Genomic DNA, 12,592 nt, shown 5'->3' on the forward strand with positions numbered 1-12,592 from the left:
GGGCCTCCCGCGCGCGGGAGGCCCGATTCCGCCGGGTGGAGCGGCGTGTCGCGCTCCCCGGAACCTTCGCAGAACCCCGGCGGTGCCTAGCTGTCGCCGAGCAGCCCTCCGGCGTCCGCCAGCACCCCCGAGATCCGCTCCAGCGCCGCTTCGTCCCGCGTCACCGCCTCCAGCACCGGCCCGCGCGCGGTGTCCCACCGGCGCGCGACGGCCGACGGGTCCTCGCCGGTCAGCAGGCCGGCGGCCTGCGCGGCGGCGCCGAGGGCGACGAGTTCCTTGGCCTCGGGGACCTGGACGGGACGCCCGGACAGGCGCCGTACGGTCTCCTGCCAGGCACGCCCGCGCGCGCCGCCGCCGATGAGCAGCAGCGGCGCCGTACGGTCCGCGTCCTCGTCGAGGACGAGGTCCAGCGCGCCCAGCAGGGAGTGCACGGCGCCGTCGTAGGCGGCCTGGAGGAACTGTCCTGCGGTCGTGTCGTGGCGCAGGCCGTGCAGGACGCCGGAGGCGTTCGGGAGGTTGGGGGTGCGCTCGCCGTCCAGGAAGGGCAGGAGGGTGACGCCCGTGGACGGCTCGACGGCCTCGCGGTCGAGGTTCAGCAGCGCGGCGACCTTGTCGACGGCCAGCGTGCAGTTGAGGGTGCAGGCGAGGGGGAGCCAGTCGCCGTGCGCGGCGGCGAAACCGGCCACTGTCCCGGTCGGGTCGGTGGGACGCCGCTTCGACACCGCGTAGACCGTCCCGGAGGTGCCCAGGCTCAGGACGGGCGCCCCGGGGCGCAGGCCCAGACCCAGGGCCGCCGCCGCGTTGTCGCCGGTGCCGGCCGCGACCAGGGTGCCCTTGGCGAACGGCAGGCCGTGACCGTCCCGGACGGTGCCCGCGACCTCGCCGGGGCGCACCACGCGCGGGAGGAGCGCCGGGTCGAGGCCCACGTGCGCGAGGATCTCCTCGTCGTACGCTTCCGCCCCCGAGGCCCACCAGCCCGTCCCCGAGGCGTCCCCGCGGTCCGTGGTGCCCTCGCCGGTCAGCCGCCCAATCAGGTAGTCGTGCGGCAGCCGTACGGCCTTCACCGCGCGCAGGGCCTCCGGTTCGTTCTCCGCGAGCCACGCCCACTTGGTGACCGTGAAGGAGGCCGCCGGGACGGAACCGGTGCGCTCGGCCCAGAACTTCGCGCCGCCCAGCTCCTCCGTCAGCCGGCGCGCCTGCGGGGCCGAGCGGACGTCGTTCCACAGCAGGGCGGGGCGGACCGGCTCGCCGTCGGCGTCCAGCGTCACCAGGCCGTGCTGCTGACCGCCGATCGACACCGCCGCGGCCTCGCGTGCGGGCTCACCGCACTGCCTGAGCGCCTCACCGAGGGCCTCCCACCACTGGCGCGGGTCGCTCTCCCGCCCGGCCCCCGTGGAGACCGTGTGCGGGGCCTGGCCGCTCGCGACGACCTCGCCGGTCGCGACGTCGACGACGAGCGCCTTGGTCGACTGCGTGGACGAGTCCACGCCGACGACGAGCGGACCTTCGGCTGCTGACATCGGGCTCTCCCTCGAATTTCACGGCTCGGCGAGATCGGTCTTCCCTCGGCTGCTTCCGCATACTAATTTGTAAACGGCCATGACGAAATAGTCGTACGCAGCAAGGAGCCGCGGTATGAGCTACCAGCCCACCCCCGAGGACAGGTTCACCTTCGGCCTGTGGACCGTCGGCTGGCAGGGACGGGACCCCTTCGGCGACGCCACGCGCGGGGCCCTCGACCCGGTCGAGACCGTGCAGCGCCTGTCGGAACTCGGCGCCCACGGAGTCACCTTCCACGACGACGACCTGATCCCCTTCGGGTCCTCGGACAGCGAGCGGGAGGGCCACATCAAGCGCTTCCGCGAGGCCCTCGACGCGACCGGCATGAAGGTGCCGATGGCCACCACCAACCTCTTCACCCACCCCGTCTTCAAGGACGGCGCGTTCACCGCGAACGACCGCGACGTGCGCCGCTACGCGCTGCGCAAGACGATCCGCAACATCGACCTGGCCGTCGAGCTGGGCGCCGAGACGTACGTCGCCTGGGGCGGCCGTGAGGGCGCCGAGTCCGGTGCCGCCAAGGACGTGCGCGTGGCCCTCGACCGGATGAAGGAGGCGTTCGACCTCCTCGGCGAGTACGTCACCGCGCAGGGCTACGACCTGAAGTTCGCGCTCGAGCCCAAGCCGAACGAGCCGCGCGGCGACATCCTCCTGCCGACCGTCGGCCACGCGCTGGCGTTCATCGAGCGCCTGGAGCGGCCCGAGCTGTACGGCGTGAACCCCGAGGTGGGCCACGAGCAGATGGCCGGCCTGAACTTCCCGCACGGCATCGCGCAGGCGCTGTGGGCGGGCAAGCTCTTCCACATCGACCTCAACGGCCAGAACGGCATCAAGTACGACCAGGACCTGCGCTTCGGCGCCGGTGACCTGCGCTCCGCGTTCTGGCTGGTCGACCTGCTGGAGAGCGCCGGGTACGCCGGTCCGAAGCACTTCGACTTCAAGCCCCCGCGCACCGAGGACTTCGACGGCGTGTGGGCGTCGGCGGCGGGCTGCATGCGCAACTACCTGATCCTCAAGGAGCGTGCGCTCGCCTTCCGCGCCGACCCGGAGGTCCAGGAGGCGCTGCGCGCGTCCCGTCTCGACGAGCTGGCCCAGCAGACCGCCGCCGACGGCCTCGACGCGCTCCTCGCCGACCGCGCCGCCTTCGAGGACTTCGACGTCGAGGCCGCCGCCGCACGCGGGATGGCCTTCGAGCGCCTCGACCAGCTCGCCATGGACCACCTCCTGGGTGCCCGCGGCTGATCACGACTCCACGCGCGCGTGCCGGTTGGCGTACAGGGCGGCCGGGACGGGTGACCGTCCCGGCCGAACGGGCACGCGCGCGTGGGCGGCCGGCGGTCACGCGCGCGGGGCTGGAGTCTCCTGCGCGCGTGCCCGGTGGGTCGAATACGCCGGAATCATGTCCTCCCTGACCTGAGCCGGTACCAACTCGCGCGCGGGGCACGCCTCCTGCGCCCGGACGGGCCCACAGTGGACACCATGGCTACTCCGCCCGTACCTCCGCATCCGCCCTCCGGCGGCTTCGGCGCGCCTCCGCCGTACGACGACGGCCGGCGCCCCTCACGGCCCCGCAGGCGCCGTACGTCCCTGTTCGCCGCCCTGGCCGCGCTGGTGGGCGTGGCGGTCGTCGTGATCGTCGTCCTGACGGCCTCCGGGGGCTCAGAGGGCGACGGCAAGCAGGGCGACGAGCCCTCGACCGCCGCCAGCTCCTCCGCCACCCGCGGGCTGCCGAGCGGACTCGCCAGCCTCCTGCCGACAAGGCTCCCCACGGCCCTGCCGACCTCGATCCCGAGCGACCTGATCCCGAGCGGACTGATCCCCAGCGATCTGGCCTCCCTCCTGCCGTGACTCACCACGGGTCCTCCCCGCTGAGAACGGCCGCCGCCAGGGCTGTCGCCGGGTCGGGGGACGGGCCCCCGGCAGGCGCCCAACAGCCGTCCTGCCCGCGGTAGGGCCACCAGCGACCGTTGCGGTCCAGGCGTATCTGCGCGGGCTCCCCGACGACGGTCCAGCGGTTGGCGTGCGCCCGCAGGTCGGGACGTTCGTCCGCGTCCCAGGCCGCCTCCAGCACCGCACGCGCGCGGGCCGACGCCTCGCCGTCGGGGGTCCACTCCTCGTCGAGGACGGCCAGCGCGCTCGCACCGCCCTCGCGCCACGCGCGCACGGCCAGGTCGAGGTCCGCGCGCCCTTCGGCGAGCCGCGCGCGGACGCCGGGGTCCGACGGGTCCGAGGCGGCGAGGCGGACCGCGTCCTGAGCGGGCGTCAACCCGGCGGCCGGGGGCGCCCCGTGGAGGGCCTCCCGCAGGAGCCGGTGCGCCTCCCGGGCCGTCTGCGCGGCCAGGAACTCCAGGGCGGCCGGGACGACGCCGTCCGGCGGCGCGGTCCCGGTGTCCAGGGAGGGCGGCACGCCGGGGGCGTCGGGAAGGTCCGGCGGGACAGGGAGCGGGGCGAGGACGGACGCGTACGCGTCGGCGGCGTCCACACCCTCCGGGCGCGTCGGCGCGGGGGCGGTGCGGGCCCGGAGGTCGTCCAGCAGGGTCCGTTCGGGGCGCCCGCGCAGCAGCAGGAGGACGAAGGGGTCCTCGTCCAGCACGCGGGCCACCAGGTAGCACAGGGCCGTCGTGTGCGCGCAGTGGTCCCAGGCGCCGCAGTCGCAGGACGCCTCCAGCTCGCCCAGCCCCGGCAGGAGGTCCACGCCCGCGGTCGCCGCGTCCTCCACCAGGTGCGGCGGCATCTCGCGGTCGAGCAGCGCGGCCACGTACCCGGCCCGCTCCCCGGCCAGCGCCAGCAGCCGGTCCCACTGGGCCCCGGACAGCTCCGGGAGCAGCACGTCCGCGCGGTGCGCCGTGCCGTCCCGGTCCCGGACGACCGCCGTCGCGCGGCCCGGCCGCACCGACACGGCGCCGACCGCGCCCCCGCGCGCGAGGCGGCGCCCGGCGCGGATCTGGGCACTGTCCAGGACCCCGTCCTCCAGCGCGGCCACCCAGCCCCGCCCCCACCAGGTGCGCGCGAACGCCTGCCCGCGCGCGGGAGCCGCCACCTCGAACGCCGACTCCCCGTACCCGTCACGCCCGCTCATCGCGTCCCCCCTCGCAACTCCACCAGTTCGGCCAGCTCCGCGTCCGTCAGCTCCGTGAACGCCCGCTCCCCGGAGCCGAGCACCGCGTCGGCGAGTTCCCGCTTGCGCTCCAGCATCCGCGCGATGCGGTCCTCGACCGTCCCCTCGGCGATCAGCCGGTGCACCTGCACCGGCCGGGTCTGCCCGATCCGGTACGCGCGGTCGGTGGCCTGCGCCTCGACGGCGGGGTTCCACCAGCGGTCGTAGTGGACGACGTGCTCGGCCCGGGTGAGGTTGAGCCCCGTCCCGGCCGCCTTCAGCGACAGCAGGAACACCGGCACCTCCCCGTCCTGGAAACGGCCGACCATCGCCTCGCGTTCCCCGACCGGCGTCCCGCCGTGCAGGAACTGCGAAGGCACGCCCCGCGCGCGCAGGTGCTCCTCGACGATCCGGGCCATCGCCACGTACTGCGTGAAGACCAGGACGGCCGCCCCTTCGGCGAGGGCGCCGTCGAGCAGGTCGTCGAGCAGCTCCAGCTTCCCGGACCGCCCGGCGATCCGTGGCCGCTCCTCCTTGAGGTACTGGGCGGGGTGGTTGCAGATCTGCTTGAGGCCGGTCAGCAGCTTCACGACGAGGCCGCGCCGCGCCATGTCGTCCGCGCCCGCGATCTGCGCGAGCGTCTCGCGCACCAACGCCTCGTACAGGCCCGCCTGTTCCGGCGTGAGCGACACCGGGCGGTCGCTCTCGGTCTTGGGCGGCAGCTCCGGGGCGATGCCCGGGTCGGACTTGCGGCGGCGCAGCAGGAACGGACCCACCAGCCGGGCGAGCCGCTCGGCGGCGGCCGGGTCGGCGCCCGTCTCGACGGCCCGCGCGTAGCGCGCGCGGAAGGCGGTGAGGCGGCCCAGCAGACCGGGCGTCGTCCAGTCCAGGATCGCCCACAGCTCGGAGAGGTTGTTCTCCACCGGGGTGCCGGTGAGGGCCACCCGCGCGCGGGCGCCGACGGTCCGCAGCGCGCGGGCGGTCGCCGCGTACGGGTTCTTCACGTGCTGCGCCTCGTCGGCGACGAGCAGCCCCCAGGGCACCTCGGCGAGCCGGGCCGCGTCCAGCCGCAGCGTGCCGTACGTGGTGAGGACGACCTCGCCGTCCGCGAGGGACTCCAGGTCCCGGCGCGGTCCGTGGAAGCGGCGTACGCGCGTGCCGGGCGCGAACCGCTCGATCTCCCGCTGCCAGTTGCCCATCAGAGACGTCGGGCAGACCACGAGCGTGGGCCCCGCCGACGCCGGGTCGGCCCGGCGGTGCAGGTGCAGCGCGATCAGCGTGACCGTCTTGCCGAGGCCCATGTCGTCGGCCAGACAGCAGCCGAGGCCCAGCGACGTCATCCGGGCGAGCCAGTCGAGACCGCGCCGCTGGTAGTCCCGCAGGGTCGCGGCGAGCGCGGCGGGCTGTGCCACCGGCTCCTGCCCGCTAGGCGGCGCGAGGCGCTCCCGCAGGCCCTCCAGCCACCGCGTGGACTGCACGTCGACAAGCTGGCCGTCGATCTCCGCCGAGCCCGTCAGAGCGGCGCCCAGGGCCTCCATCGGGTCGAGCTTGCGGTCCTGCCGGGAGCGGGCGAGGCGGACCTCCTGAGGGTCGATCAGAACCCACTGCCCGCGCAGCCGTACGAGCGGACGGTTCGCCTCCGCGAGCCGGTCCAGCTCCTCGCGGGTGAGCTGCTGACCGCCCAGCGCGAACCACCAGCCGACGCCCACCATCGCGTCGGCCGGCAGGAAGGAGGGCGCCTCGCCCGGCCCGTCCGGCGGGCCCACCAGCGCGCGCGTGGTGAGCGTTCGGGCCAGCTCCCTCGGCCAGTGCACCTCGACCCCGGCGGCGGCCAGCGCCCGCGCGCCGCTGCCGAGGAGGTCCTCGACGTCGTCGTCCAGGAGGTCCACGGCGTCCGGGACGGCGGCCGACAGCAGAGGCGTGAGCACGGGCCAGGCGCGCGCCGCGCGACGCAGCGCCAGCAGGACGTCCATGCGCGCGCCGGGGCCGAAGGACCGCACCGCGTCCTCGCGCGGGTGCCCGGGGAGCGGCTGGGCACTGTGTCCCCGGCCGGCCTCGACCTCGCGCGCCTGCCCCGTGCCTGCGCCGGATTCCGTGCCGTCCCCCGTCGCGGCCCACACCTCCGCCGCGTCCGCGATCACCCCGGGATCGGCGACGGAACGGACCTGCGGCACCACGCGGAACCTCGGCGTCTCCTCGGGCCCGTCGAGCCCCGACACCTCGACGCGCAGCGAGATCCGAACCCCGGCGTCCTGCCCCGCCGCGATGTCGGCGGCCCACGCGCGGGCGTGCGGCAGCCGCCGGGGGAGCGGCGACGCGTAAGCGGGACCGCCCGTCACGAGCGGTGCGGCGGGCGAGCGCGGCAGGGCGTCGGCGACCGAGTCCAGGAAGGCCCGCAGCAGCCGCTCGGGGACGGGCAGACGCGGTTCGGGGCCGTCGTCGACGGGCACGGCGTGCGCCTCGGGCGGCATCGCGTCGGCGAGCCGCCGGATCCGCTCGACGTCGTCCTGGCCGAGAGGGCCGACCCGCCACGCGTCGTGGTCGCCGGGGGACAGGCCGGGCAGCAGGAGCCCGCGCGCCACGAACTGGAGTGCCAGGAGCGCGGCGGAGCCCCAGAAGGCGGCCGACGGATGCGCGTCAGGCGCGACCCGCGCCCGCGTGAGCAGCGGCAGCGCCTCGCGCGCAGGCACGAAGACGGCGGGCACCTCGACGGTCTCGACGCCCGCGCCCGTAGGACGCACGACGCGCAGGCTCCCCGCGGAGCCGACCGGGGGCAGCGCACCGCCGTCCGGGCGCCAGAGGGCGACGCGGCCGGTGCGGGCCGGGTCGCCGGGCACGAACACGGTGTGGCAGCGGGACGGTTCGGGGACGTCGGGCGGTGCTTCGGCGGGAACCCTCTGCACGGAGATGACCGTACTCCTCAAATTTGACTAGCTAGGCCGGGGCCGCCGAGGGTACAGCATGGGAAGGGGCCGGCGGCAACGGTCCCTCAGGGACGTGTCGGGGTTCGGTCTCAGGGGCGTCTCAGGGTCGGCGGTCGGAACCGCGGGCCGCGGGGAACCGTTCTCAGAGCAGAGAGCGGCAGTGGCCGCGAAGGAGGCGACGTACATGTCGAAGAACGCGAAGATCGCCGCAGGAGGGGTGGCGGCCGGGATCCTCCTGCTGATCTGGCTGCCCTGGTGGGCGGCGCTGTTGATCGTGATAGGGGTCCCGACGGCCGCGTACCTCACGCTGGACCCGTCCCAGCGGCGCAGGCTGCGCCGCATCAGCCGCAAGGAACTCGGCCGCTGAGCGCGAGGCCGGGTGCTCTCCCGCGCGGGCGGGCGCCCGGCTCAGCTCGGCCGCACGGCCATCCGGTCCAGCGCCTCCAGCAGCCCCGGAAGCTCCGGCCCCCGGCCGACGGGCAGCACCTCACCGGGCTTGTCGTCGAGGAGCACGAAGGCGATGTCGTCCGTGCGGGCCACCAGCGACCAGCCGGGCCCGTCCGCCCGGAGCATGCGCGCCTCGCCCGGCGCGAAGGAGGACCGCACCCGGCCCAGCGGAGGCGGCGTGTCGACGTAGGCGCGGGCCTCCGCGAGGACCCGCCGGACGTCGCTGGGGCGCTCGCCGGCGTCCGGCTCGCGACGGGGCTCGAACTTCGAGTCGTCGATCTGCTCGCGCCACGTCGTCCACTGGAGCGCTATCTCGTCGGCGCCCAGCCGCCGCTGCGCCGAGCCCCACCCGGTCGTGTCCGGCGGGACCAGCGCGGGCCCGTCGGCGACCTCGGGGGCCGGGTCGTGCGGCGCGGGCACGCCGGGCGCCGCGACGGCCACCGGGAGCGGCCAGCCGGGCAGACCGGCGACGACCGTCCGGTCGTCCGGCGACAGGTCGTACTCCATCCCGCAGTCCCAGGAGGCGATCGCGACCGCCACCAGCGACACGTCGTCGACGACCACGGTCCACCGCGCGCCCACGCCGTCCTGGCCGAGCACCAGCCCGTACCCGTCCGCGAGCGGCGCGAGGCCGAGCGCGGCGCACGCCTCCGGGTAGTCGTCGCCCAGCGCGCTCGGGAACTGAGCAGGCGTCAGCAGCACCGCCGTGAGCACATACAGCGCGTCATCGGCGGCGACGGTGTCCTCGTCCGTCCCGGCCATCCCAGCCTCCCCGTGAGTTCGTCCAACGGCGCGCACCCTAGTGCGCCCGCGACACGCTTGTCACGACTCCCAGACGGACCCGGAGCTGCTGTTCTCGTGAAGACCGCGAAGACGGGGACGAATCGTGTCGTGTCAGGCGGCCGGGAGCCCGAGGAGCGCGCGGGCGACGGCCTGCGGGGACTCGCCGCGCTCGCGCGCGAGGGCCACCACCGCGCGGCAGGCCAGCTCGCGGACCCCGAACGAGAGCGCCTCCGGCGACACCCAGGCGGTCGCCTCGTCGATCCGGTCCCGGTCGTCCTCGGCGCACGCCGCGACGTACACGGCCGCCGCCTCGAACAGGTTCGGCACCCGCTCGCGCCGTTCCCGCGCACCGGTCACCTTCTCCCAGGCCCTGCGGAACCCGCCTGTCACACGGACCACCCTCCTCCTGCACGACCGGGCGCTCGCCCCCGTTTCCCCAACGTAAGGTCGGAACCATCCCCGCAGAAGAGGCCGGCACGGCCTCAGCGCGCGCGTACCGCCAGCGCGAGGAAACGGTCGTCCTCGTCGGTGTACGACGTCATCCGCCAGCCCGAACCGGCCAGCAGCGGCCGGAGGTTGGGCTCGGCACGCAGGTCGTCCGCAGTGAGGGTGCGCCCGTGACGGGCCGCCAGGGCCGCGCGGCCGACGGGGTGGAAGAGCGCCAGCGTCCCGCCGGGCCGGACCACGCGCGCCAACTCCCGCAGACCGCAGGCGGCGTCACCGAGGTGCGCGATCAGCCCCGCCGCGAACACGGCGTCCAGCGCGGCGTCCCGCAACGGCAGCGCGGAGACGTCGGTGAGCAGCAACTGCCCGTGACGGTCCTGCCCGGCCTCCACGGCGGCCCGGAGCATCGCCGGGGTCACATCGGCCCCCAGGACCGCCCCCGAGGCCCCCACGGCGGCCCTGAGGGGCGGCAGGGCCCGTCCGGTGCCGCAGCCGGCGTCCAGCACCCGGTCGCCCGGCCGCAGCCCCAGCGCGGCCACCGCCGCCGCGTACGCGGGCCCGTCGTGCGGGAACCTGCTGTCCCACGTCGCCGCGCGGGACGTGAAGAACTCCTGGACGTGTGTGCGGTCGTCGCTCATGGACGCATGATGACGCACCGACACGGAGACACCCGCAGTGCGCACGTTCGGACGCCGGGTGATCGATAAGCGCCTGCATCTGCGCCAGATTGCGGCACTTTTCGAAACCTGCTCCCTTTGCGTCCCCCTGCCCGCACTAGCGTCCCTGAGCCATGGGACACCTGGACCACGCAGCCTTCGGATGGCTGACCCCCGTGCTGTCGTACGTGATGGCCTGCACCGGCGCCGCCCTCGGGCTGCGCTGCACCGTGCGCGCGCTCGCCGCCACCGGGCGCTCGCGCCGCAACTGGCTGATCACCGCCGCCTCCGCCATCGGCACCGGCATCTGGACCATGCACTTCGTCGCGATGCTCGGCTTCGCCGTCAGCGGCACCGACATCCGCTACGACGTGCCGCTGACCGTCCTCAGCCTCGTCGTCGCCATGGTCGTCGTCTGCGCGGGCGTGTTCGCCGTCGGCTACGGACGCGACCGTACGCGCGCGCTGCTGACCGGCGGACTCACCACCGGGATCGGCGTCGCGAGCATGCACTACCTGGGCATGGCAGCCGTCCGGCTGCACGGCGACGTGCACTACGACCCGATGGCGGTCGCCCTCTCCGTGGTCATCGCCGTCGTCGCCGCGACCGCCGCGCTGTGGGCCGCCCTCAACATCGAGTCGCCCGTCGCGGTCACCGTCGCCTCCCTCGTCATGGGAGTGGCCGTCAGCAGCATGCACTACACGGGGATGTTCGCGGTGAGCGTGCGCGTCGAGCCCTCCGGGGCGCCCCTGCCCGGGGCCACGGCGATGCAGTTCATCTTCCCCCTCGCCGTCGGCCTCGGGTCCTACCTCTTCCTGACCTCGGCCTTCGTCGCCCTGTCGCCCACCACCAGGGAACGCGAGGCGTCCGCCTCCGCCCAACAGGTCGTGGAACCCGTCGGCAACCGCGCCTGACCCCGACCGAGCCCCTCCGACCCACCGTCCAGCGAGGAGTCCATGCGTACCCCCAGGAAGGCCACCGCAGCCGGCACCGAACCGTCACCCCCGGTGCGCGGCCGGCGCGCCCACGCCGGGCCGCCTGCCGACGAGGACCGGCAGGGCCCCGAGGCCACGGCGGACGACGCGCCCCCGCGCGCGGAACGCTGGCGAATACGTCCCCGTACCGTCCGCGCCAAGATCGTCTGCCTCCTGATGGTGCCCGTCGTCTCCCTGCTCGCCCTGTGGGCGTACGCCACCGTCACCACCGCCCAGGACGTCTCCCGGCTGCGCCAGATCCAGCGCGTCGACTCCCAGGTCCGCGCACCCGTCGCCGACGCCGTCGCCGCCCTCCAGGCCGAACGCCTGGCCGCCGTCCGGTACGCGGCCCAGCCGCGCGCGGGCCAGGACGACACCCTGCGCCGCCTCGCGTCGGCCACCGACCGCGCCGTCGCCCGGCTGCGGCTCGGCGACGACAGCACCGTCGCCGACGCCCAGGAACTGCCCGCCGGGGTCGCCCAGCGCCTCGACGCCTTCGTCACCCGCGCCGAACGGCTGCGGTCACTGCGCGGCGCGGTGCTCGGCGGGACCGCCGACTGGTCGCAGGCGTACGACCGCTACACCCGGACGATCTCCGCCGCGTTCACCGTGGGCGGCGCCCTCTCCGGCATCCAGGACGCCGAACTCGGCTCCGACGCGCGCGTACTGCTCGAATTCTCCCGCGCCGCCGAAGCTCTCGCGCAGGAGGACGCCGTCCTCGCGGGCGCGCGCCCGGCGGGCCGCCTCGACACCCGGCGCCTCGCCCTGTTCACCGGCGCCGCCGACAACCGCCGCACCCTCACCGAGGCCGCCGTCATCGACCTGCGCGGCCCCGAACGGGCCGCCTGGCGCGCGCTCGCCGCGGATGACGCCTACGCCGCCCTCACCGCCGCCGAGAACCGCGTGCGCGCGAACGGCCCCGGCGAACGGGCCCTCGCCGCCGCCCCGGAGGCCGCCTGGAACGCCGCCCACGCGCGCGTGCAGAGCGGGATGCGCACCATCGAGGCGGACGCCGGACGCGAGGTCGTCCGCCGCGCCGACCCCTTCACGCGCGGGCTGCTCACCCCGGCCGGCGCCGCCGTCCTGCTCGGCCTCGCCGCCGTCGTCGCCTCGCTCGTCATCTCCGTGCGCATCGGCCGCGGCCTCGTCGTCGAACTCGTCAGCCTGCGCAACGGCGCCCTGGAGATCGCCCGCCGCAAACTCCCCGAGGCCATGCGGAAACTGCGCGCGGGCGAGGAGATCGACGTCCGCGCGGAGGCCCCGCCCGGACCCCGCGCCGAGGACGAGACCGGGCAGGTCGCCGAGGCCCTCACCACCGTCCACCGCGCCGCCCTCAGGGCCGCCGTGGAGCGCGCCGAACTCGCCAGCGGCATCTCCGGCGTGTTCGTCAACCTCGCGCGCCGCAGCCAGGTCCTGGTCCACCGTCAGCTGAGCCTCCTCGACAGCATGGAGCGCCGCTCCGACGACCCGAACGAGCTGAGCGACCTCTTCCGCCTCGACCACCTCACCACCCGCATGCGGCGCCACGCGGAGAGCCTGATCATCCTCTCCGGGGCCGCCCCCGGCCGGGCCTGGCGGATGCCCGTCCCGCTCACCGACGTGGTGCGCGCCGCCGTCTCCGAGGTCGAGGACTACGCGCGCGTGGAGGTACGCCAGCTCCCCGAGGCCGCCGTCGCCGGAGCCGCCGTCGCCGACCTCACCCACCTC

11 protein-coding genes are annotated in these 12,592 nt (G+C 75.4%); 5 read left to right on the top strand and 6 right to left on the bottom strand.

Going from position 1 to position 12,592, the window contains the following annotated elements:
- Positions 1-86: 86 nt before the first annotated feature.
- Positions 87-1,520, bottom strand: a complete 1,434-nt coding sequence (xylB, locus tag AOK24_RS38910; protein WP_055724651.1) for a xylulokinase — start codon at positions 1,518-1,520, stop codon at positions 87-89.
- Between the two features lie 115 nt (positions 1,521-1,635).
- Between xylB and xylA the strand changes: the two genes are divergently transcribed.
- Both xylA and AOK24_RS38920 read left to right on the top strand, forming a co-directional pair.
- Complete coding sequence (gene xylA, locus AOK24_RS38915) at positions 1,636-2,802, top strand: xylose isomerase (protein ID WP_055724652.1); 1,167 nt, start codon at positions 1,636-1,638, stop codon at positions 2,800-2,802.
- 237 nt (positions 2,803-3,039) lie between these two features.
- Positions 3,040-3,408 (top strand): hypothetical protein, encoded by a 369-nt coding sequence (locus AOK24_RS38920; protein ID WP_079057221.1) that lies wholly within the window; start codon positions 3,040-3,042, stop codon positions 3,406-3,408.
- 1 nt (position 3,409) lies between these two features.
- Here AOK24_RS38920 and AOK24_RS38925 read toward each other — a convergent pair whose 3' ends face one another.
- Both AOK24_RS38925 and AOK24_RS38930 read right to left on the bottom strand, forming a co-directional pair.
- Positions 3,410-4,639, bottom strand: coding sequence for a hypothetical protein (locus tag AOK24_RS38925; RefSeq protein ID WP_055724653.1), 1,230 nt, complete (start codon positions 4,637-4,639; stop codon positions 3,410-3,412).
- Positions 4,636-7,560 carry a DEAD/DEAH box helicase gene (locus AOK24_RS38930; protein WP_055724654.1) on the bottom strand — a complete coding sequence of 975 codons (2,925 nt, stop codon included), beginning with the start codon at positions 7,558-7,560 and terminating at the stop codon, positions 4,636-4,638. The genes AOK24_RS38925 and AOK24_RS38930 overlap by 4 nt, the downstream gene beginning before the upstream one ends.
- Before the next feature lie 205 nt (positions 7,561-7,765).
- Between AOK24_RS38930 and AOK24_RS38935 the strand changes: the two genes are divergently transcribed.
- Entirely contained in the window at positions 7,766-7,948 is a 183-nt protein-coding gene (locus AOK24_RS38935) for a hypothetical protein (protein WP_055724660.1), read from the top strand.
- A gap of 41 nt (positions 7,949-7,989) precedes the next feature.
- On the opposite strand, the gene AOK24_RS38940 is transcribed toward AOK24_RS38935, so the two are convergent.
- The 3 genes from AOK24_RS38940 to AOK24_RS38950 form a co-directional block, all read right to left on the bottom strand.
- A complete protein-coding gene (locus tag AOK24_RS38940) occupies positions 7,990-8,790 on the bottom strand; it encodes a hypothetical protein (RefSeq protein ID WP_055724655.1) in 801 nt (266 codons plus the stop codon).
- Positions 8,791-8,922: 132 nt separating this feature from the next.
- Complete coding sequence (locus AOK24_RS38945; RefSeq protein ID WP_063799601.1) at positions 8,923-9,201, bottom strand: hypothetical protein; 279 nt, start codon at positions 9,199-9,201, stop codon at positions 8,923-8,925.
- A gap of 92 nt (positions 9,202-9,293) precedes the next feature.
- Positions 9,294-9,893 carry a class I SAM-dependent methyltransferase gene (locus AOK24_RS38950; RefSeq protein ID WP_055724657.1) on the bottom strand — a complete coding sequence of 200 codons (600 nt, stop codon included), beginning with the start codon at positions 9,891-9,893 and terminating at the stop codon, positions 9,294-9,296.
- Positions 9,894-10,045: 152 nt separating this feature from the next.
- Here AOK24_RS38950 and AOK24_RS38955 point away from each other — a divergent pair, with 152 nt between their 5' ends.
- A complete protein-coding gene (locus AOK24_RS38955; RefSeq protein WP_055724658.1) occupies positions 10,046-10,825 on the top strand; it encodes an MHYT domain-containing protein in 780 nt (259 codons plus the stop codon).
- A 42-nt stretch (positions 10,826-10,867) separates the two neighbouring features.
- The coding region (locus tag AOK24_RS38960) for a nitrate- and nitrite sensing domain-containing protein (protein ID WP_055724661.1) at positions 10,868-12,592 on the top strand (1,725 nt) is incomplete at its 3' end.

The sequence above is a fragment of the Streptomyces niveiscabiei genome (genome assembly GCF_001419795.1).
GTDB lineage: Bacteria > Actinomycetota > Actinomycetes > Streptomycetales > Streptomycetaceae > Streptomyces > Streptomyces niveiscabiei.